The organism is Cupriavidus nantongensis (assembly GCF_041726985.1).
Classification (GTDB): domain Bacteria; phylum Pseudomonadota; class Gammaproteobacteria; order Burkholderiales; family Burkholderiaceae; genus Cupriavidus; species Cupriavidus nantongensis_A.
In genome coordinates this window covers 2,256,724-2,277,126 of sequence record NZ_CP168302.1, presented here as the reverse complement: position 1 = coordinate 2,277,126, position 20,403 = coordinate 2,256,724, and the positions used below count along the sequence as shown (strand labels likewise).

General features: G+C 68.4%; 21 protein-coding genes. 15 read left to right on the top strand and 6 right to left on the bottom strand.

The window, feature by feature from the left end:
• Position 1: 1 nt before the first annotated feature.
• Positions 2 to 1,321 carry an MFS transporter gene (locus ACEI37_RS09995; RefSeq protein WP_373376562.1) on the bottom strand — a complete coding sequence of 440 codons (1,320 nt, stop codon included), beginning with the start codon at positions 1,319 to 1,321 and terminating at the stop codon, positions 2 to 4.
• A gap of 173 nt (positions 1,322 to 1,494) precedes the next feature.
• On the opposite strand from ACEI37_RS09995, the gene ACEI37_RS09990 reads away from it, so the two are divergent.
• Positions 1,495 to 2,427 (top strand): LysR family transcriptional regulator, encoded by a 933-nt coding sequence (locus ACEI37_RS09990; protein ID WP_373376561.1) that lies wholly within the window; start codon positions 1,495 to 1,497, stop codon positions 2,425 to 2,427.
• A 4-nt stretch (positions 2,428 to 2,431) separates the two neighbouring features.
• Here the strand turns inward: ACEI37_RS09990 and ACEI37_RS09985 are convergent, their stop codons facing one another.
• A complete protein-coding gene (locus ACEI37_RS09985; protein ID WP_373376560.1) occupies positions 2,432 to 2,848 on the bottom strand; it encodes a PaaI family thioesterase in 417 nt (138 codons plus the stop codon).
• 243 nt (positions 2,849 to 3,091) lie between these two features.
• Between ACEI37_RS09985 and ACEI37_RS09980 the strand changes: the two genes are divergently transcribed.
• Positions 3,092 to 4,498: a selenium-binding protein SBP56-related protein gene (locus tag ACEI37_RS09980; RefSeq protein ID WP_373376559.1), complete on the top strand. Its 1,407-nt coding sequence runs from the start codon at positions 3,092 to 3,094 to the stop codon at positions 4,496 to 4,498.
• Positions 4,495 to 5,160, top strand: coding sequence for a hypothetical protein (locus ACEI37_RS09975; RefSeq protein ID WP_373376558.1), 666 nt, complete (start codon positions 4,495 to 4,497; stop codon positions 5,158 to 5,160). The genes ACEI37_RS09980 and ACEI37_RS09975 overlap by 4 nt, the downstream gene beginning before the upstream one ends.
• 9 nt (positions 5,161 to 5,169) lie before the next feature.
• On the opposite strand, the gene uraD is transcribed toward ACEI37_RS09975, so the two are convergent.
• Positions 5,170 to 5,688: a 2-oxo-4-hydroxy-4-carboxy-5-ureidoimidazoline decarboxylase gene (gene uraD / locus ACEI37_RS09970; protein WP_373376557.1), complete on the bottom strand. Its 519-nt coding sequence runs from the start codon at positions 5,686 to 5,688 to the stop codon at positions 5,170 to 5,172.
• A gap of 281 nt (positions 5,689 to 5,969) precedes the next feature.
• On the bottom strand, positions 5,970 to 6,914 hold the full coding sequence (locus tag ACEI37_RS09965) for a LysR family transcriptional regulator (RefSeq protein ID WP_373376556.1): 945 nt from the start codon (positions 6,912 to 6,914) through the stop codon (positions 5,970 to 5,972).
• A gap of 394 nt (positions 6,915 to 7,308) precedes the next feature.
• On the opposite strand from ACEI37_RS09965, the gene ACEI37_RS09960 reads away from it, so the two are divergent.
• Genes ACEI37_RS09960 through uraH form a run of 3 tightly spaced genes read left to right on the top strand, consistent with a single transcriptional unit; the run spans position 7,309 to position 9,535 of the window.
• Positions 7,309 to 8,658 (top strand): MFS transporter, encoded by a 1,350-nt coding sequence (locus ACEI37_RS09960; protein ID WP_373376555.1) that lies wholly within the window; start codon positions 7,309 to 7,311, stop codon positions 8,656 to 8,658.
• 1 nt (position 8,659) lies between these two features.
• Complete coding sequence (locus ACEI37_RS09955; RefSeq protein ID WP_373376554.1) at positions 8,660 to 9,169, top strand: hydroxyisourate hydrolase; 510 nt, start codon at positions 8,660 to 8,662, stop codon at positions 9,167 to 9,169.
• Between the two features lie 30 nt (positions 9,170 to 9,199).
• A complete protein-coding gene (gene uraH / locus ACEI37_RS09950; RefSeq protein WP_373376553.1) occupies positions 9,200 to 9,535 on the top strand; it encodes a hydroxyisourate hydrolase in 336 nt (111 codons plus the stop codon).
• A 115-nt stretch (positions 9,536 to 9,650) separates the two neighbouring features.
• On the opposite strand, the gene ACEI37_RS09945 is transcribed toward uraH, so the two are convergent.
• On the bottom strand, positions 9,651 to 10,097 hold the full coding sequence (locus tag ACEI37_RS09945) for a winged helix-turn-helix transcriptional regulator (RefSeq protein WP_373376552.1): 447 nt from the start codon (positions 10,095 to 10,097) through the stop codon (positions 9,651 to 9,653).
• Positions 10,098 to 10,203: 106 nt separating this feature from the next.
• Between ACEI37_RS09945 and ACEI37_RS09940 the strand changes: the two genes are divergently transcribed.
• From ACEI37_RS09940 to ACEI37_RS09900, 9 genes are all read left to right on the top strand, one after another.
• Positions 10,204 to 11,448 (top strand): MFS transporter, encoded by a 1,245-nt coding sequence (locus tag ACEI37_RS09940; protein WP_373376551.1) that lies wholly within the window; start codon positions 10,204 to 10,206, stop codon positions 11,446 to 11,448.
• Positions 11,449 to 11,567: 119 nt separating this feature from the next.
• Positions 11,568 to 12,137: a hypothetical protein gene (locus ACEI37_RS09935; protein ID WP_373376550.1), complete on the top strand. Its 570-nt coding sequence runs from the start codon at positions 11,568 to 11,570 to the stop codon at positions 12,135 to 12,137.
• Positions 12,138 to 12,477: 340 nt separating this feature from the next.
• Positions 12,478 to 13,878 carry a hypothetical protein gene (locus tag ACEI37_RS09930; protein ID WP_373376549.1) on the top strand — a complete coding sequence of 467 codons (1,401 nt, stop codon included), beginning with the start codon at positions 12,478 to 12,480 and terminating at the stop codon, positions 13,876 to 13,878.
• 121 nt (positions 13,879 to 13,999) lie between these two features.
• The gene (locus tag ACEI37_RS09925) at positions 14,000 to 14,980 is read left to right on the top strand and encodes an ABC transporter substrate-binding protein (RefSeq protein WP_373376548.1); all 981 of its coding nucleotides are present in this window, start codon (positions 14,000 to 14,002) and stop codon (positions 14,978 to 14,980) included.
• Between the two features lie 226 nt (positions 14,981 to 15,206).
• Entirely contained in the window at positions 15,207 to 16,214 is a 1,008-nt protein-coding gene (tauA, locus tag ACEI37_RS09920; RefSeq protein WP_373376547.1) for a taurine ABC transporter substrate-binding protein, read from the top strand.
• Between the two features lie 80 nt (positions 16,215 to 16,294).
• On the top strand, positions 16,295 to 17,071 hold the full coding sequence (locus ACEI37_RS09915) for a taurine ABC transporter ATP-binding protein (RefSeq protein ID WP_373376546.1): 777 nt from the start codon (positions 16,295 to 16,297) through the stop codon (positions 17,069 to 17,071).
• Between the two features lie 10 nt (positions 17,072 to 17,081).
• Positions 17,082 to 17,957 (top strand): ABC transporter permease subunit, encoded by an 876-nt coding sequence (locus tag ACEI37_RS09910; RefSeq protein WP_373376545.1) that lies wholly within the window; start codon positions 17,082 to 17,084, stop codon positions 17,955 to 17,957.
• 95 nt (positions 17,958 to 18,052) lie between these two features.
• Positions 18,053 to 18,397: a hypothetical protein gene (locus tag ACEI37_RS09905; RefSeq protein WP_373376544.1), complete on the top strand. Its 345-nt coding sequence runs from the start codon at positions 18,053 to 18,055 to the stop codon at positions 18,395 to 18,397.
• A gap of 98 nt (positions 18,398 to 18,495) precedes the next feature.
• Positions 18,496 to 19,236 carry a ProQ/FinO family protein gene (locus ACEI37_RS09900; protein WP_373376543.1) on the top strand — a complete coding sequence of 247 codons (741 nt, stop codon included), beginning with the start codon at positions 18,496 to 18,498 and terminating at the stop codon, positions 19,234 to 19,236.
• Positions 19,237 to 19,263: 27 nt separating this feature from the next.
• On the opposite strand, the gene ACEI37_RS09895 is transcribed toward ACEI37_RS09900, so the two are convergent.
• Complete coding sequence (locus ACEI37_RS09895; protein ID WP_373377749.1) at positions 19,264 to 20,403, bottom strand: acyl-CoA dehydrogenase family protein; 1,140 nt, start codon at positions 20,401 to 20,403, stop codon at positions 19,264 to 19,266.

Sequence of the window (20,403 nt, the reverse complement as noted above, 5' to 3'; positions counted from 1 at the left end):
GTCAGGCCGGCGATACCGCGCCCTGCGGCGACGGCATCCGGTTGGCCACCAGCACCGCCGCGCCGGCCATCAGCAGTACCACCATCACCAGCAGCCCGGCCTGCATGCTGCCGGTGGCAGTGCGCACCGCGCCGATGATGGTCGGGCTGAGGAAGCCGCCGATCAGGCCGATGGTATTGATCAGCGCAATGCCGCCGGCCGCGGCATCGCCCTTCAGGTATTGCGACGGAATCGCCCAGAACACGGTATAGGCAGCCCACATCATCGCCGTGGCGATGGTCATGCACAACAGCGACACCGGCAGGTTGCCGCTGGACTGCGTGGCCACCGCCAGCGCCACCGCGCCGGTAAAGGCCGGCACCGCGCTATGCCAGCGGCGCTCGCCGCGGCGGTCCGAGCTGCGGCCGATCACCAGCATGGCAATCGCCGCGGCAATATAGGGAATCATCGAATACAGGCCGATCTGCATGGTGTCGGTGACGCCGTCCGCCTTCAGGATCGACGGCAGCCAGAAGCTGACCGCGTAGATGCCGCAGATCATGGTGAAGTAGGCAAAGGCCAACAGGTACACGCGCGGATCGCGCGCGACCTGGCCGAACGAGTGATGCCCGCCGGCCGGTGCATTCAACTCGGCGGCCAGCATGCGCTTTTCCGCGTCGCTGAGCCAGCTTGCCTCGGCCGGCCGGTCCGCCAGCACGCGCAGCGCCAGCGCGCCGAGCAGCACGCATGGCAGCCCTTCCACCAGGAACATCCATTGCCATCCCGCCAGCCCGTGCGCGCCGGACAGCGCCGTCATCAGCCAGGTCGACAGCGGCGAGCCGAAGATGCCGCCGATCGGCCCGGCCAGCATCACCACCGCCATCACCCGGGCCATGCGTTGCTGCCCGTACCAGTAGGTCAGGTAGAAGATCATCCCGGGCGCGAAGCCGGCCTCGAACACGCCAAGCAGGAAACGCAGCACGTAGAACGTGGTTTCGTCGCGCACGAACATCATGCCCGCCGAGGTCAGGCCCCACAGCACCAGGATGCGGCTGATGGTCTTGCGTGCACCGATCCGGGGCAGCAGCAGGTTGCTCGGGATCTCGAACAGCACGTAGCCGAAGAAAAAGATGCCGGCGCCGAGCCCATACACCGCGTCGGAAAAACCCAGGTCGCTCTGCATCTGCAGCTTGGCGAAGCCGATGTTGACGCGATCCAGGTAGGCGAAGGTGTAGCACAGCAGCAGGAACGGCAACAGGCGCCAGTTCAGCTTGCGGTACAGCGCCTGCTGCGCAGCGCGGGCGGCTTCCGTGAGATGGGGTGGGGGCAGGGTTGCTGACATGTCGATCTCTCCCGTGGTGGTCGGCTCTTGTGGACGCGATGTCTTTTGGTGGCAGGCGTTGATCGTCTGGCATCTGAAAAAACAGAGCAAGAGCAACTTAAGTCGGCTATCGTTGCCCTGCCGGCAACACCACGACACGCCGGCGCCTTCCACGCCAGACAACGAGGTCCGACATGCGCGAACTGAACCAGCGCAGGCTGCGCTATTTCCATGAAGTCCTGACCCACGGCTCGATCCGCGGCGCGGCCGACAGCATCAACACCTCGCCGTCGGTGATCACGCGCCAGATCCGCCTGCTGGAAGAAGAAGTGGGTGCGCCGCTGTTCGACCGCCATGCGCGCGGCGTGCAGCCGACCGAAGCGGCGGTGCACCTGCTGGAATACTGGCGCGGCTGCCGCGCCCAACAGGAACTGTTCGAAGACCGCCTGCAGGCCTTGCGCGGGCTGCAGCATGGCCAGGTGCGCATCGCCACCAGCGAAGGCTATGTCGACGGCCTGATGGATGAAGTGCTGACGGATTTCTGCGCGCGCTATCCGCGGCTCGACGTGACCGTCGACATCCTGCCGGTCAACAACGTGCTGCAGGAGGTGGCCGAAAGCCGTGCCCATATCGGCCTGGCCTACAACCCGCCGGGCCATGCCGACATCGCCTGGGTGGCCACGTCGTCGCAGCCGGTGGTGCTGCTGGTGCATGCCGGGCATCCGCTGGCGCGCCGCGGCGGCAAGGTGCAGGTGCAGGAACTGGCGGACTATCCGCTGGCCATGATGCCGCCGGCATTCGGCCTGGGCCAGGTGGTGCAGATGCTGGCCTACGCCGAGAACATCCAGATCCGCCCGACGCTGACCACCAACTCGCTGGCGGTGCTGCGGCACTTCGTCAAGCGCCATGACGGCATCACGCTGATCGGCGGCTTCGCGGCCTACCGGGAATTGCAGTCGGGCGAACTGGTGACATTGCCGATCGCCCATCCGCTGTTCGAAGCCGCCAAGGCGCGCCTGCTGGTCAAGGCGGGCCGGCCCATGGGGGTGGCCGCCAATACGCTGCTGGACTGCATCCTGCGCGACATGTCGATGTTTGCGGCGCCGCGCCGGCGCCGCCGCAAGTAGCGCGCTACTTCAGGTATTTCATGGTGGCCACGCCGGTTGCCACCAGCAGTTCCCCATCCAGCCACACCTCGGCGCGCGAAAAGAAGATCGAGCGGCCGCGGCGGTCCACCATGCCCCTGGCCGTCAGCAGCTTGCCGGTCCCGTTGCTGAGGAAGTTGGACGTCAGCGACAGCGTGACCGCGTGCCGCGGGGTCTCGCCCGGCGCCGAGTAGAGGCCGGCATAGCCGGTGGCGGCATCGAGCAAGGTGCAGAGGGTGCCGCCATGCACGACGCGGCTGCGGTTGAGCATATTGGGCGCGAGCGGCAGTTCCAGCTCGACGTAGTCATCGCGCCAATGGGTGATCCTGACCCCGATGCTTTCCAGTGCCGGATTGTCGAGGCTGTATGCCTCGCCCTTGCCTTCAACGATTGCCGCGTCCATCGCCCGGATGTTCCTTTGCTTGATCAAGCCTCCTTTGTGCGCGATCCACGTGTTTCCGACAATCTGTATTTCGCAAACCGGACCTTCCGCCTGCATGAATCCGCGCAAGCCCCGCGGCGCGCGCGGCTTTGACTCGGCATGCAGAACGACCTAGGCTAGGTAGGCTTACCGCGCACTCGGCCACGCGCCAGGTGACGTACCGGCGATGTCGCAAGGTCCGCCAGGACCAGGGAGGGGCTCACCATGAACATGCGGCCAGATCCGACGTTTCACGCCTCGCCGGAGCTTGCGATCCACGCGCCAGCGGAATCCTTTGCCTACACGGTATTGCTGAGCCCCGACGGCGCGCAGCCCGATGCGCTCGCGGTGATCGACGTCAAGCCCGGATCGCCGACCTACAGCCAGGTGGTGCATACCGTGCCGATGACGCACAAGGGCGACGAGCTCCATCACTTCGGCTGGAATGCCTGTTCGTCGGCGCTGTCGCCGCTGACCGGCCATGCGTTCCTGGAGCGGCGCTACCTGATCATTCCGGGGATGCGCTCGTCGCGCCTGTATATCGTCGATACCAGGCCGCATCCGACCCAGGCTCGCATCCACAAGATCGTCGAGCCGGACGAGATCTTCCGCAAGACCGGCTATTCGCGGCCGCATACCGTGCACTGCGGCCCCGAGGGCATCTATGTCAGCACGCTGGGCGGCAGCGGGCCGGATGGCACCGACGGCACGCCTGGCATCTTCATCATGGACTGCGAGACCTTCGAGGTGCTGGGCCGCTGGGAGATCGACCGCGGCGAGCAGCAGAAGCACTACGACTTCTGGTGGAACCTGCCGCGCGACTACATGGTGTCGAGCGAATGGGCCCTGCCGCCGCAGTTCGAGAACGGGCTGGTACCCGAGGATCTGCTCGGCAACCGCTACGGCCACAAGCTGCATTTCTGGGACCTGCGCGCACGGCGCAACGTGCAGACCATCGACCTCGGCGCCAATCACCAGATGGCGCTGGAAGTCCGGCCCGCGCATGATCCGGTGCGCGAGTACGGCTTCGTCGGCGTGGTGGTCGACACCACCAACCTGGAAGGCTCGATCTGGACCTGGTGGCGCGAAGACGGCAAGTTCCACGCCGAAAAGACCGCAACCATCCCGCCGGAAGCCGCCGACGCGAGCCAGTTGCCGCCGCTGCTGCAAGGCTTCGGCGCGGTGCCGCCGCTGGTGACCGATATCGACCTGTCGCTGGACGACAAATTCCTCTATGTGTCGTGCTGGGGCACGGGCGAGATGCGCCAGTACGACGTCACCGATCCGCGCAAGCCCCGGCTGGCGGGCTCGGTCCATCTCGGCGGCATTGTCCGCCGCACCGCGCATCCCAACGGCAAGGCCTTCGCCGGCGGCCCGCAGATGGTGGAAATCAGCCGCGACGGCGAGCGCGTCTACTGGACCAACTCGCTGTATTCCACCTGGGACCAGCAGTTCTACCCCGACGGCATTCCCGGCGCGCAGGTCATGGCGCGGGCCGGAGCGGACGGCGGCCTGACGCTGGCCGACGATTACTGGGTCGAGTTTCCCGAAGGCTACCGCGCGCACCAGATCCGGCTGGAAGGCGGCGACTGCTCGACCGATTCGTTTTGCTATCCCTCGGCCAGGGCTTGAGCGGGCACGACTGGGAACAGCTTGGCCTGTGGTCGGCGGTGCTGGCCAGCGGGCTCTATCACGGCGTCAACCCGGCGATGGGATGGCCGCTGGCGGTCTCGAACGGTCTGCTGGCGCACAGCGGCCGCGCGCTCGTTGCCGCGCTGGGGTATCTGGCGGCCGGGCACGCGCTGGCGGTCCTGGCGGTGACGCTGCCATTCGGCATGCTGGCCGCGCTGGTCGCCTGGCAGGCGCAGATCCGCATCGGCGCCAGCGTGCTGCTGATCGCCGGGGGCATCGCGCTGCTGTTCAGGCGCGGCCATCCGCGCGCACTGGTGCGCATCGCGCCGTCGCGCCTCGCCCTGTGGTCGTTCGCGGTGGCGATCGCGCATGGCGCCGGGCTGATGCTGGTGCCGATCTATCTTGGCCTGTGCCGCACCGATAGCGAGCCGGGGCACCAGGCGGCCGCCACGCTCGCCGGCGCCAACCTGGGGATGGCGCTGGCGGTCGCGCTGCTGCATACGCTGGCCATGTTTGCCATGGGCGGCGGCATGGCATGGCTGGTCTACCGCTACCTGGGGCTGCAGTTCGTCTCGCGCAGCTGGTTCAACCTGGAGGCGGTCTGGGCCCTCAGCCTGATGCTGGTGGGGATGCTGGCGCTGGGGCTTGAAGCCTTTGGCTAGGCGCCAGGCTCAGCCGGCCAGCCGCGCCGCCAGCCGCCCGCGCGTGATGGCCGCGATCTGGGCCAGCGCCTCGTCCAGTTCCTGCTGCGTGCTGCGCCCGATGCGGCGCTCGAACGCGGCAAAGATGCCTTCGCGGGTGTAGTGGCGCACGCAGATGATGAAGGGGAAGCCGTGGCGCGCCTGGTAGTCGGCGTTTAGCTGGTCCAGCGTGGCCTCCTGCTGCACCGACATCGCATCCAGTCCGGCGCTCTTCTGCTCGGCATTGGAATCCGCCGTCATGGTGCCCGCGCGGATATTGCGCGCCGACAGCTGCGGGTGCAGGTTCAGGAAATCGCACTGGCGCGGCGCATCGAGCTTGCGCACCACGTCCATCATCGCGCCATGCAGCGCCGCCACCGAGGCGAACGGCCGCTGCGCCCAGGCGCCTGCCGCTGCCTGCGGAAAGTGCTCGAACACGCTGCCGAAGGCCTCGGCAAAGGCCGCTTCGTCCAGGGCGTTGACCGACGCCAGGTCGAGGGGGTGAGACATGGAAGCTTCTCCCGTAGGGATTCCCGCAAGGGCAATCGTTGAATACGGGGCCGAGTATAGGAACGCCCCGCCGCAGCGGCGAGAGCCCGCGCCCTATAGATCGCATAACAGAAACCGATACCATGCCGGCGCCACCGCGACCGCTAGCGGCAATGCGATTTAGTTATGGCATCAAACACTACTGTCATTCCCGCGCAGGCGGGAATCCAGCGTCGTTTAAAGTCGCTGGGTTCCCGCCTGCGCGGGAACGACAGTGGATTTAACTAAACCGCATTACGCCTCTAACGGTGCATGTCGCGCAGGTCGCGCAGTTCCTGCGAGGCCGTGCTCAGCATGCCGCGCAGCCAGACATGGGCGGCCGAGCGGTGGCGCGACGGGTGCCACAGCTGGTAGAAGCGCATGAAGGGGAACTCGATCGGCGGCTCCAGCACCGCCAGCGGCACATGCTGCGCGTGGTAGTTGGCGAAGTGGCGCGCGGTGGTCAGGATCAGGTCGGTGCCCGGGATCAGGCTGGGCGCGAGGTTGAAGTAAGGACAGCTGACCCGGTTGTCGCGGTGCACGCGCATGGTGCTCAGGCCCGCATCCACCAGCCCGCGCTGGTCGCGCGAATACGGCGTCGGCACGATATGCGATGCACCCAGGTAGGCCTGCGCCGTGAACTTGCCAGGCTGCGCGTGCACGCTGTCCTGCGCCACCACGCACACCACCTCGTCCTCCAGCAGCACCGACAGGTGCAGGTGCTCGGGCGGATTGGGCCAGTTGCCGATCACGATATCGACCGCGCCCGCCGACAGCGCCTGCTCATAGTCGAAGCTGGTCCCCAGCGGCAGCGCCGACAGCCGCGCATGCGGCGCGGCGCGGCGCACGGCGCGCACCACATGCGCAAAGAACGGCGGCGCCAGGTAGTCCGGCATCGCCACCACGAAACTCTGCTCGGTGGTGGCCGGGTCGAAGCGGTCGTCCGAGACCAGCAGGTTGTCGAGCGCGCTGAGCGCGGCCTGCGCGTTACGCGCCAGCTGCAGCGCGCGCTCGGTCGGCACCATCACGTTTTTCTCGCGCGTCAGCAGCGGGTCATTGAAGATCGCGCGCAGGCGCTTGAGCGCGGCGCTGATGGCCGGCTGCGACTGGTTCAGGCGGATCGCCGTGCGCGACACGCTCTGCTCGGCGATCAGGATGCACAGCACGCGCAGCAGGTAGGTGTCGAACGGGTCGTCGGCGCGAATCATGGTGGGTCCGTGGCAGGGGTCATAAAGGAAGCATGGCGGGTGCGGCTGCCGCCGCTCGCGGCGGGTGCCGGTATGCCAGGCCATGGCGACTTTGTAGCGTGTCGCGCACCGCACGGCAACCGGTGGAACCCGGACAGGCGCCGCCGCGCCGCGCGCGCGGCATCCCCGCAGCGGGCCGATCAGGGTAATCCATAGGTCCGCAGGCGGCTGCCGAGGATGCCCGCAAACCCACGCCAGGCAAGGGATAGCGGCCCATATCGACGCTGCTATGGGGCCTATACCAGCCCCCTCGTTTCGCATCGGCGGGCCATTCATATACTTGCTCCCAACCCGGCGGACCGCATCCACCGCCACCAGGCCCGGCCTGGCAGAACACCACAAGACAGGAGACATCATGTCGATCACGAAACAAGGCGTACCGGTCTTCGCCGGCACCGCCGAAGACGCCGAGGACAGCGTCTACCGCAAGGTAACCTGGCGCCTGCTGCCCTTCCTCGGGGTGCTGTGGGTGCTGGCGTGGCTGGACCGCGTCAACATCGGCTTCGCCAAGCTGCAGATGCTGGACGCGCTGCGCTTCAGCGAAGCCGTGTACGGGCTGGGCGCCGGCATCTTCTTCCTGGGCTACTTCTTCTTTGAAGTGCCGTCCAACATGTTGCTGCAGAAGATCGGCGCCAAGAAGACGATCATGCGCATCACCATCTGCTGGGGCGTGATCTGCATGCTGCAGAGCTACGTCACCACGCCCACGCAGTTCTACATCCTGCGCTTCCTGCTGGGCGCGTTCGAGGCCGGCTTCTACCCCGGCGTGATCCTGTACCTGACCTACTGGTACCCGTCGCAGCGGCGCGCGCGCGCCTTCGGCACCTTCATGTCGGCGTCGGCCATTGCCGGCGTGCTGGGCGGCCCGCTGGCCGGCTGGATCATGACCGGCATGGCCGGCGTCAACGGCATGCACGGCTGGCAGTGGTTGTTCATCCTGGAGGGCATCCCGTCGGTGCTGGCCGGCATCTTTGCCTGGTTCTACATGACCGACAAGCCCGAGCAGGCGCGCTGGCTGTCCGACGCCGAGAAGCGCGTGGTGCAGGACGCGCTCAAGCGCGACCACGCTGCGATGGGCGAGCGCGGCCACGACTGGCGCACGCTCTTCACCAACCCCAAGGTCTGGCTGCTGATCGCGATCTTCTTCTGCCTGCTGTGTGCCAACTCGACGCTGACCTTCTGGATCCCGACCATCATCAAGGACGTGGGCTTCACCACGCCGATGGCGGTGGGCTGGATCGCCGCGGTCGCCTATCTGTGCGGCGCCGCCGGCATGATCCTCAACGGCGCGCATTCCGACCGCCGCAACGAAGTGCGCTGGCACTTCAGCGGCGCGGCGCTGGTAGGCGGCGGTGCCATGGCCGTGCTGGCGGTGCTGCTGGGCGCGCAGGTGCTGTCGCCGGTGATCGCGCTGCTGGCGATGACCGCAGCGCTGGTCGGCACCATGAGCGCGATCCCGGTGTTCTGGCAGCTGCCCAACCGCTACCTGGCCGGCAGCGCCGCCGCGGTGGGCGTGGCGCTGATCAACTCGGTGGCCAACCTGGCGGGCTTCGGCGCCCCGTATGTGATGGGCCTGGTCAAGAACACCACCGGCAAGCTCACTTCCGGCCTGTACCTGGTGGCGGTGATCGAAGTGCTGGCCGCGGTGCTGGTGCTGGTGGGCATCCGCCAGCTGCGCGGCAAGACCGCACATCAAGGAGCCTGAGATGGACAACCACAGCTTCGATCCCGCGCGCCGGCGCTTCGCGCTGCAATCGATGACGCTGGGCGGCGGCGCGCTGCTGGCCGGCGCCAGTTGGGGCGCCACGCCGGACGCATCCGCGCCCAACCAGACCGCCGCGCCGGTGCAGCAAGGCGGCGTGAGCCCGCGCCTGACGCTGCATGCGCTGGACACCTACCACGGCACCCCGGCGGCCGGCATGCGCGTGGAGATGTTCCGCATCGACAATGGCCAGCGCGTGCCGCTGCAGACCGTCACCCTGGCCGCCAACGGCCGCAGTGAGCCGCCGCTGCTGATCGGCGACAGCTACCGCACCGGCACCTACGAGCTGATCCTGCACGCCGACGAGTACTTCGCCGCGCGCAAGGCGAGCCTGCCGCAACCGTCGTTCCTGTCGAAGATCCCGCTGCGCGTGCGCGTCACCGACGCTGGCCAGCGCATCCATCTGCCCGTGCTGTTCGGGCCGTGGAGCTACAACTACTACCGCGGCAGCTGAGCGCGCGGCCCAACCCGGAGAGATCGCATCATGGCAGGTATCAGCACGCACGTGCTCGACGTATCGCTGGGCCGCCCGGTGGCCGGCATGCAGGTCGAGCTGTTCGACGTCGCGGTGCAGCCGCCCCGGCTGCTCGCGCGCACCCGCACCAACCACGACGGCCGCACCGCTGCGCCGATGCTGCCGCCGGCGCAGGCGCGCACCGGCGAGTTCGAGCTGCGCTTCTGGGTGGCGGATTATTTCCGCACCCCAGACGTGTTCGCCGACATCGTGCCGGTGCGCTTCACCATCGCGGATGCCGCGCAGCACTACCATGTGCCGCTGCTGTGTTCGCCGTGGAGCTTCGGCACGTATCGGGGCAGTTGAACGCGAGGGCGCAAGATCTTCGCTACCGGTAGTTCCGTTCAGTTAACCACCGTCGTTCCCGCCTTCGCGGGAATGACAGTAGTGGTTGATAGCTTAACTGCACGTCATTGCCCCACTACCGCGGCTTGCGCACCTCCGCCTGGCCGTGCGACAGCACCTTGCCGTCGCCGGCGCGCGGCATCATCGGCGGCACCGGCTTGCCGGTGCGCTTTTCCACCAGTTGCGAGCGGCGCTCGCCGCGCGCGAACAGGTGGTGCTCTCCCCACTGGCGCAACGCCACCACGATGGGGAACAGGCTCTCCCCCATTTCCGTCAGCACGTATTCCTGGTAGGCACTGCCGTCCGAGGCCGGCCGCGTCGCCAGGATGCCGGCTTCCACCAGCCGGCGCAGGCGATCGGCCAGGATATTGCGTGCCACCGACAGGCTGCGCTGGAAGTCGCTGAAGCGGTGCATGCCGTCGAAGGCATCGCGCACGATCATCAGCGACCAGCGGTCGCCGACCAGCGCCAGCGCGCGCGCCACGGGGCAGGTGTCTTCGCTCGGGTCCTTGCGGGTGACCATGTCTGGCTTGCCTTGGGCGCATCGCCCGCTGTCAAAGTAGTTGCATTTTAAAACTAGCCGGCTTAGGCTTCAACTGGTTTTGATTTGCAACTACCATGGAAGCGATATGGAAACCTGCTCGCGCGCGCCGGACCCGGCATCGCCCACACCTCGCCCCGCGGCCTTGCCCGCAACGCTGCCGCGCGCCGCGGTGCTGCTGTTCGCCGGCGCCAGCGGGCTGAGCGTGGCCAACGTCTATTACGCGCAGCCGCTGCTGGACGCGCTGATGGCGGACTTCGACATCGGCGCCGCCGCCATCGGCGGCGTGGTCACCGCCACCCAGGCCGGCTGCGCGCTGGCGCTGCTGTTGCTGGTGCCGCTCGGCGACCTGCTGCCGCGCCGCCGCCTGATGCTGGCCCAGGTGCTGGCGCTGGCCGGCGCGCTGGCCGTGGTGGCGCTGGCGCCATCGGTGACGATGCTGCTGGCGGGGATGCTGCTGACCGGCCTGCTCGGCACCGCCATGACGCAGGGACTGATCGCGTATGCGGCCGCCGCAGCGGCGCCACGGGAACGCGGGCACGTGGTCGGCACCGCGCAGGGCGGCGTGTTTGCCGGCTTGCTGCTGGCGCGTGTGGTGGCCGGCGGCGTCAGCGACCTGGCCGGATGGCGCAGCGTCTATGTCTGCGCCGCCGTGATCATGCTGGTGCTGGCCCTGCTGCTGTGGCGCTCGCTGCCGGCAGTGCCCGGCCCCGCGCAGCGGATGCGCTATGCCAGCCTGGTGTGGTCGATGTTCGCGCTGCTGCGCAGCGACCGGGTCCTGCAGATCCGCGGCATGATCGCGCTGCTGATGTTCGCCGCGTTCAATGTCTTCTGGAGCGCGCTGGTGCTGCCGCTGAGCGCCCCGCCCTACCAGCTGTCGCACACGGCCATCGGCGCCTTCGGGCTGGTCGGCGCGGCCGGTGCCCTGGCCGCCGCGCGCGCGGGACGCTGGGCGGACCAGGGCTTCGGCCAGCGCACCACGTTCGCGGCGCTGGTGCTGCTGGTGGCCGCCTGGTTGCCGCTGTCATGGCTGGGCAGCTCGCTGTGGCCGCTCGCGCTCGGCATCGTGCTGCTCGACCTGGGCGGGCAGGCCATCCACGTCACCAACCAGAGCATGATCTTCCGGGCGGACGCCACCGCGCACAGCCGGCTGGTCGGTGCCTACATGCTGTTCTACGCGACCGGCAGCGGCCTGGGCGCGCTTGCCACCACGGCGACCTATGACGCCGCCGGCTGGCGCGGTGTGTGCATGCTTGGCGCGGGCGTCAGCCTGCTGGCGCTGGCGTTCTGGGCCGGCACGCGTCGGTGGATGCCGGCGCAGGCTGCGTCATAGCCTGGTCTCACCCGTTCAGGCGAAAACCGTGCGAAAGCGCAGGAAAATCCGGGCAAGGAAGCTTTAGAATCTCGCATCCAACCTGATTCGATCACGTGAAAGCCCTTACCCGCCTCAACATGAAGCAGTTCTCCCTGCTCTGCGCCGCACTGCTGGCCTCCGTTTCCGTCCACGCCGCAAGCAGCGCGGCCCAGCCTGAGCCTGCCGGCAACACTGCGGCACCGCTGGGACTCGAACTTGGCAAAGCCAAATGCTCGCGCCTGTCACCGCCGCAGAACCATGCCAGAACCGGCACCTCCGAATGGGCCGGGGGCGATACGGTCGAGCTGAAGCACCTGGATCGCTTCCATCTGCCCGGCCTGTCGCGCGTGGTACTGAACTGCGATGCGCAGGACGCGGTGGCGCTGGTCACCATGACCTTCGAGCGCCCCGCCATGGAGGAGGTGCGCAGGAAGCTGGACGAGCACTATGCCACCGTGCGCAAGACCGAAGGCGGGGCCGAGAACGGCTATGCCGAATGGAGCGCCGCCAATGGCAGCCTGGAACTGCTCTACGGGCGCGACAGCAAGCACTTCACCGTGGCCTACTGGGCCAGGGGTGCCAAGGCCAGGTACTTCTCCTACAGCGGCGGCGGCAAGAAGCCCGCCGCGACCGCCACCGCGGCACCGCCCCAACCTGCGCCACTATAGGCGGCGTGCCGGCGACGCCGACTTGCGCGGCCGTGTCGCCAGCGGCTTCCGGGCGCCGAGATCATCACTGCAAGCGCTGGATCCGTAGCGCGGAGCATTGCGCAATGCTTCTCGATTCCCCTGTATCGAAGCCGCCGTGTCGCCTATGCTTTCCAAGGCGACGGATAAAAATCCGCGCAGCATTCGCATGAACTGAATAACAAGAAGGGGCAAGTCCCCCAAACGCGGGGAAGCGCTGCCGGCTGGGGCCTTCCGCGCAATGTCTTGGCCTGGTCACGGGGTGAGTCGATCGCACATGAGCACGTGAGGCTCGTGGGCGCGATACGCCGTTGACGACAACATGACAGACCAATTCCTGTTCAGTAAGCCGTTCACGTTTCTCGCCTGCGCCGGCATGACAGAAGTCAGGGACGGCATCGAGGCACTGGAAGCGCTTCCGGGCCACCTGTTCTGGCTGGAGAACGAGGACTACATCCGCCGGGTCTACGTGCCCGATTTCCTTGAGCAAAGCCGCGCCGCGCTCGAGGCTGCGATGCCGGGCGGGCCGGAGCTGGTCGACACCCTCGCCCCCGAGATCCGCCGCAGCCAGGCCGTGCTGCCGGCACTGCGGCAGCTGTCCGCGGACCAGGCTGCGCTGGCCCACTCGTACTGCTACTGGGGCTATTGCGCCGATGTGGTCGGTCGCGCCCAGGGCATCCCGCGCAGCGCGATCGCGCGCCAGTTCGAGCGCGCCGTCGCCGCGCGCGACGGCGCGCACAAGCTGCAATGGCTGTGCCCTTGCTGCGGTGGCCGGGCGCAATATCAGGTCGATGGCTTGCTGGCATCGCAGCGGCCGGTGCGCCAGGGCGGCTTTACGCTCGAATGCGCGCATTGCGGACACCAGGAGCGGCTCTATGCCGGCTTCCTGCATGCGGGCCGGCTCGAATGCCGCTGCGCGCTGTGCACCGGTTTTGTCCAGTCGCTGGCCGGCCAGCTGGCGCGGGCCGCGCGCAAGCTGTGCGCCAGCCTGGAAGACTATGCGTGGATGCACGCGGTGGACACCGCCGCGGAAATCGGCGAGCTCAAGGATGCCTCGCTGCAACGGATTGCACACGGGGACAAGCCTTCCGCCAACGCGATGGCGTTCGCGGCAGCGGTCCAGTCCGGCGAGGCGCGCACCATGCCGGAACTGCTCGCGCGCATCGACCCCACGCTGGAAAGCCGGCTCGACAAGAACCCCAGGGCGTGGGCGCTGCTGTGCGAGCTGCTGAGCGAAGGCGTGGTCGACAGCGAATGCACCATCTACGACCACGACGGCCGCAAGCACGTGGCGCTTGAGATTACCTTGCTCGACGACGAGCCGGCGCTCGACGGCGGCACGGCGCAGGACGATCTATCGACCCTGCTGCGCGGCTACCAGCCGGCCGAGCCCGAGGCCTTCGTCGGCTGGCTGAAAGCGCTGAAGCGGCTGCGCCTTTGCAGCGGCCGCTTCAATGCGGCCGTCGACGTGTCGTGGAAGCCCAACCTGGAGCACTGCCGCATCCTGACCACGCGCTGGCTGCAGGAGTCGGCGCCACGGGACGCGCATGGCAGTGCCCCGTGGCCGCTGCCAGCGCAGCGCGCGCGCAGCCCGGAACGGCCGGTGTATCTCGACGCCGAGCTGGAGGCCGTGCAGCTGCTCAAGTCGCTCGGCTATATCCTGCTCAGTCCTGAAGACATCCGTTCGCAACGGGATCCCGCCGAGTCCGCCGGACCCGACTGAGCGCATCCGCGGCGGCCCCTGCCCGCCGCGTACCACGCATATCGAAGCGCGGATTTATTCGTTGGTGCGCGGGCGCGGCCCGCGTACGTTCGGGGATTCCGATACTGAACACCCGAACGCCATGACCGCTTCCCGACGCCAGTTCCTGCGCCGCGGCGCCGCCGCCACGGCCGCGCTTGCCTCCGGCCCCCTCCTCACCTTCACCACCTTCGCCCCCGGCGATGCGCAGGCACAGGGCCGCCCGGTGCTGAAGGCCGGCGACCAGAAGGGCGGCCTGCGCGCGCTGCTCGAATCCGCCAACGCGCTCGAGGGCCTGGCCTATGACATCCAGTGGACCGAGTTCCCGGCCGCGGCACCGCTGGCCGAGGCGCTCAACGCGGGCGCGGTCGACAGCGGTCCGATCGGCGATGCGCCGGCCATCTTCGCGCTGGCCGCCGGCACGCGCATCCGCCTGATCGGCGCAAACCGCTCTGACCCCTACGGTACCGCGGTGCTGGTGCGGCCCGACTCGCCGCTGCGGCAGGCAGTCGACCTGAAAGGCAAAAGCATTGGCACCAACCGCGGCTCGATCGGGCACCTGATCGCGCTCAAGGCGCTGGAATCGGCCGGGATGAAGCCGGACGATGCCAACCTGCGCTTCCTGCCGCCCGCGGATGCCAAGCTGGCGCTGAGCAGCGGCTCGATCGATGCCTGGGCCACGTGGGAGCCCTATACCGCGATGGCGGAGACCAGCCAGCACGCGCGCGTGCTGGTCAATGGCCGCGGGCTGTGGTCCGGCCTCAGTTACCTGGCCGCGACCGACGCCGCACTGGCAAGCAAGCGCGCGGTGCTGCAGGACTTCCTGCACCGCGTGGTGCGTGCGCAGCAGTGGTCCTACCAGCATGTGCCGGAGTTCTCGGCGACGCTGGCCCGCATCATCGGCATCTCGCCGCAGGCGGCGCGGCTGCAGTTCGAGCGGCGCCGCACACAGTGGCGCAGCATCGACGCGGCGCTGATCGCCGAGCAGCAGCGCACCGCGGACTTTTACCTGAAATCCGGGCTGCTCAGGCAGCGGCTCGATGTGCGGCAGACCTTCGACTCCGGGTTCTCCCTGAGCGCCTGAGCGCCCGAGCGCCTCTGGCGAGACTCTCGCCCCCGCCGCGGCCGGTACAGGAATTCCATGATTGACGCAGCCCCGCGCCACCGCTCCCCGCGGCCCGGCGCGGCCTGCGCGCGCGCGGCCGGTTCTGGCCCTACCGAATCCCGGCAACTGGTCCTATAGGCCGGGAATCGGGCTCACCTATAAAGCCGTGACCCCCAAACCCATTTCTCATCCGAGGAGCACAACCATGCGGTGGATCAAGCAGATCGCGATGTATTTCGCCCTGGCGGCGGCGCTGGTGCCGGCCGCACAGACCGTGCACGCGCAAGGCAAGAATGTAGTGATTGCTTACCAGGACATGGTCGTGCCCTGGCGCTACGCGCAGGACATGAAGGAACTGGAAAAGCAGACCGGCTACACGGTCTCGTTCCGGCAGTTCGGCGGCGGCGGCGATGTGATCCGCGCCATGGCCTCGGGCCAGATTGCCATCGGCGAAGCCGGCACCTCGCCGATCGCCTCGGCGCTGTCGCAAGGACTGGATGTCGAGCTGTTCTGGATCCTGGACGACATCAACGCGGCCGAAGCCATGGTCGCGCGCAACGGCAGCAAGATCGCCAGCGTTGCCGACCTGAAGGGCAAGCGCATCGGCGTGCCGTTCGTATCGACCACGCACTACCACACGCTGGTCGCACTGGAACGCGCGAAGATCAGTCCGAAGGACGTGCGCATCGTCAATATGCGCCCGCCTGAGGTGGCCGCGGCATGGGAGCGCGGCGATATCGACGCCACCTTTATCTGGGATCCGGTGCTGGCCAAGCTCAAGCAGTCGGGCACGGTGCTGACCACGTCGGGACAGATCGCCGCCGACACCGGCAAGGCGACCTTCGACGGGATGATCGCCAACAAGAAGTTCGCGCGCGAGAACCCGGAATTCATGGTCAAGCTGGTGCGCGTGCTGGCCGCGGCGGACGAGAACTACCGCAAGAACAAGGCGTCGTGGACCGCGGATTCGCCCATGGTGAAGGCCGTGGCCAAGGTCTCCGGCGCCAAGCCCGAGACCGTTCCCGCCAGCATGGCGCTGTACAGCTTCCCCACGCTGCAGGAGCAGGTCTCCGAGCGCTGGCTCGGCGGCGGCGCGGCGCGCGCGCTGCAGTCGGCGGCGCAGTTCCTCAAGGAGCAGGGCACCATCCAGACCGTGCTGCCGGACTATGGCCCGGGCGTCAACGCGGAATGGGCGAAACGGGCGCTGCACTGAGCGCGCACCCCAGTCGCTGAAGCTGGCCGCCGCTCCCCCTTCATGCGGCGGTCCCGGAGATCCTGTTGCGGAAGCCCATCATGTACCAACTCGAAATCGATAATGTCAGTGTCAACTACGGCACGGCCGGCGGCGCGAAGACGCTGGCACTGTCGCAGGTCAACCTCACCATGGAGCGCGGCGATTTCGTGGTCGCGCTGGGTGCCTCGGGCTGCGGCAAGACCACCCTGCTGTCATGCATTGCAGGCTTCATGGAGCCGTCGGAAGGCGAGATCCGGCTGAGCGGCAAGCCCGTGCACGGCCCCGGCGCCGAGCGCGGCGTGGTGTTCCAGAAGCATGCGCTGATGCCGTGGCTCAGCGTCGAGGACAACGTTGCGCTGGGCCTGCGCCTGCGCGGCATCAACCGCGCCGAGCGGCTGCGCATCGCCCATGAAAAGCTGGCCGCGGTCGGGCTGGAAAGCGTCGCCGCCAAGCCGGTCTACCAGCTCTCGGGCGGCATGCAGCAGCGCGTGGGGATTGCCCGCGCGCTCGCCTGCGATCCGGCGGTGATGCTGATGGACGAGCCGCTGGGCGCGCTCGACGCGCTCACGCGCGAGTCGATCCAGGCGCTGATCCTGAAGCTGTGGGCGCGCGAGCAGAAGATCGTCTTCTTCATTACGCACAGCGTGGAAGAGGCGCTGTTCCTGGCCACGCGCCTGATCGTGATGACGCCCTCGCCCGGGCGCATCGCGCACACCTATGAACTGCCGTTCGCGCGCCGCTTCATCGAATGCGGCGACGCCCGCGCGGTCAAGTCCGACCCGGAGTTCATCCGCTACCGCGAAGAGATCGTCGACCTGATCCATGCCACCGCCTGAGGAGACGCAGATGTCCGCTACCGTCCAACGCATCGAGCCGCCGCCGCATGCCGGCGCGGCGCCCGCGGCCGCGCCCAGCCGCCCCATGAAGACCGTGTCGGGCTACCGCCTGCCCGGCGAAGGGTCCAGCTCGCGCATTTCCACCATCACCGTGGTGCTGCTGCTGGCGCTATGGTGGCTGGCCAGCCACCTGCGCTGGCTGCCGCCGCTGTTCCTGCCCACGCCCGAGTCGATCTTCACCGCCTTTATCGATGCCTGGCAGGGCAACTTGCAAGGCGGCCAGCCGCTGACCGAGCATTTCGCCGCCAGCATGCTGCGCGTCTTCGGCGCCTTCGCGCTGGCGGTGGCCACCGCGGTGCCGATCGGCGTGATGATGGGCGTGTCGCGCATCGCCCGCGGCATCTTCGATCCGCCGATCGAGTTCTACCGCCCGCTGCCGCCGCTGGCCTACCTGCCGCTGATCGTGATCTGGTTCGGCATCGACGAGACCTCGAAGGTGCTGCTGATCTTCCTGGCCTGCTTCGCGCCGCTGGCGATGTCGGCGCAGGCGGGGGTGCGCTCGGTCACCATCGAGCAGATCAACGCCGCCTATTCGATGGGCGCAAGCCCGTGGCAGGTGGTGCGCCACGTGGTGATCCCGGCCGCGCTGCCCGATATCCTGACCGGCATGCGCATCGCCATCGGCTTCGGCTGGACCACGCTGGTCGCCGCGGAGATGGTGGCGGCCACGGCCGGGCTGGGCCAGATGGTGCTCAACGCGTCCAACTTCCTGCGCACCGACGTGGTGATCATGGGCATCGTGCTGATCGGGCTGATCGCCTATGTGTTCGACCTGCTGATGCGCAAGCTGGCCAAGTGGCTGGTGCCCTGGAAGGGCAGGATGTGATCCCGGCGGCCCCGCGGCGAGCCTGCGGGGCCGGTTGCGCTGTAACATGGCGGGCACCTCGCCGGGCCGGACCCGGCGACTCCTGCAAGCCCGCCATGAACCGCCGCCTTTCCCTCTCTCCCCTCGCCCGCCTTTGCCTGGCCGCGGCCGGCCTGCTCTGCCTGTCCACCGCCCGCGCCACCGATATCGACTGCGACCCGTCGGCCAGACCGGCCGTCGCCACCCAGGCGCAGCGGCTGGTCTGCGAATCCGCGCTGTTTTCCATGGGTTACCAGCGCATTTACGCCGACCAGCAACGGCTGCTCAAGGCGGGCGCCATCACCGAGGCAGACATCGCCGCGTTCCGGAACAAGCGTGACCGTTGCGACACGGCCGCCTGCCTGGACGCCGTGTTCCGGGAGTGGCGGACCTTCGCGGCCCAGGGCCGTGCCAGACCGTAGGCGCCGTGTGCTGCGCCCGCCGCGGAAGCCCCCCATGCCGCCGGGTATGCCCGCCGCCCGGCCTTGATACAATCCCGGTTCACACAACGGCAGACATCATGGGCTTCGAACAACTGGCAGCACTCAGGGACCAACTCGCCAAGAAGGCGGCCGCCGAATCCAGCAAGGGCGAGCGCAAGGGCCCGCGCCAAGGCGCGACCGGCGGCGCCACCGGCGACGCATCGAAGGGCACGTCCAAGGGCGCATCCAAGGGCGCGCCGAAGCGCCCCCGTGACGGCGAGCGTACCGGCGCGGGGGCAGACACGCCCGCCGGCGCCAAGGGCCGCCGCGCGGCGCCCGCCGCGGCGCCGGGCAAGCAGGTCGATCCGGTGGTGCATTCCATTGCCCGGCTGCAGAAGCACTTTCCCAAGGCCTTCCCCAAGAACCCGGCCCCCAAGGTGCCGCTGAAGATCGGCACCTTCGAAGACCTGACCCAGCATGCGGCAAAGCTCGGCCTGGACGAAGCCGAGCTGCGCGAAGCGATCCGCACCTGGTGCAGCGGCGCGCGCTACTGGTCATGCATGGTGGAAGGCGCCAAGCGGCTGGACCTGGACGGCAACGAGGCCGGCGTGGTCACGCTGGCGGATGCCAAGCGTGCCCAGCAACTAAAGGCGCGCCGCGCCGGCGCCGCGCGCCAGAAGGCCAAGGCTGCAGCGCCTGCAGCCGCTGCAGCACCCGCCGCTGCGGCCGCGGCAGAGCCGGCCGAGGCGCCTGCCGAAGCACAGACACAGGCACAGGCACAGGCTCAGGCACAGGAACCGGCAACGCCGGCGACGCCTGACACCCCGCAAACGCCCTGACCCGCGCCGCCGGCCGTCCGGCGGCGCCTATCCCAGCACCGCGCGCGCGATCACCGTCCGCTGGATTTCCGACGAGCCCTCGTAGATGCGCAGGATCCGCGCATCGCGCACCAGCCGCTCCAGCGGCATGTCGCGCGTGAAGCCGTAGCCGCCGTGGATCTGCAGCGCGGCATCGGTGACAAAGCCCACCATCTCCGACGCATAGAGCTTGGCCATCGATGCCTGCTCGGTAAAGGGCTCGCCGTCCCGGCGCCGCGCCGCGGCCTGCAGCGTCAGCAGCCACGCCGCTTCCAGCCGCGTGCGCATATCCGCGAACATCCATTGCAGGCCCTGCTTGCGCGCCAGCGGCTCGCCGCCCACCTGGCGCTGCCGGGCCCAGTCCACCGCGCAGGCCAGCGCCGCCTCGGCAATGCCAAGGCTGGTGGCGGCGACGTCGAGCCGGCTGTTGTCGAGCACCTTCATCGCGGTGCGGAATCCCGTGCCCTCCGGCCCGAGCCGGTTGGCCGCGGGCACGAAGCAGTCGAGCGCCACCTCATGGGCCGGCGCGCCGTGGATGCCCATCAGCTTCTCCGCCGGCGCCACCTGCACGCCGTCGCTGCGGCGGTCGACCACGAAGGCGCTGATGCCGCGCGTGCCCGCAGCCGGGTCGGTCTTGGCATAGACCACGATAAAGTCCGCCGCCTCGGCGTTGGAGATGAAGTGCTTGACCCCGCGCAGCCGGTAGCCGTCGCGTTCCGGCGTGGCGCGCGTGGCCATGTCGGCCGGGTTGGAACCGGCGCGCGGCTCGGTCAGCGCGAACGCGCCCAGCCGCGTGCCGGCCGCCGCGTCGGGCAGGTAGCGCGCGCGCTGGCTGTCATCGCCGCCGATCAGGATGGAATCGGTGGCCAGGTAATGCGCGCCGAGCATCGATGAAGTCGATGCGCAGGCTTTGGCGACCTCCACCAAAGACAGGATCAGGGCCACCGGCGAAGTCTCCGTGCCGCCCCAGCGTTCCGGCAGGTTCATCCCCATCAGGCCAAGTTCGGCCAGTGGCGGCACATAGCGCGTGGTGGATGTTTCCGCGCGGTCCACTTCGGCTGCCTTCGGCGCCAGCTCGCCCTGCGCGAAGCGGCCGATGGCATCGGCGATTTCGAGGTCGCCCGGCTCGACGCCCAGTCGCTTGAGCAT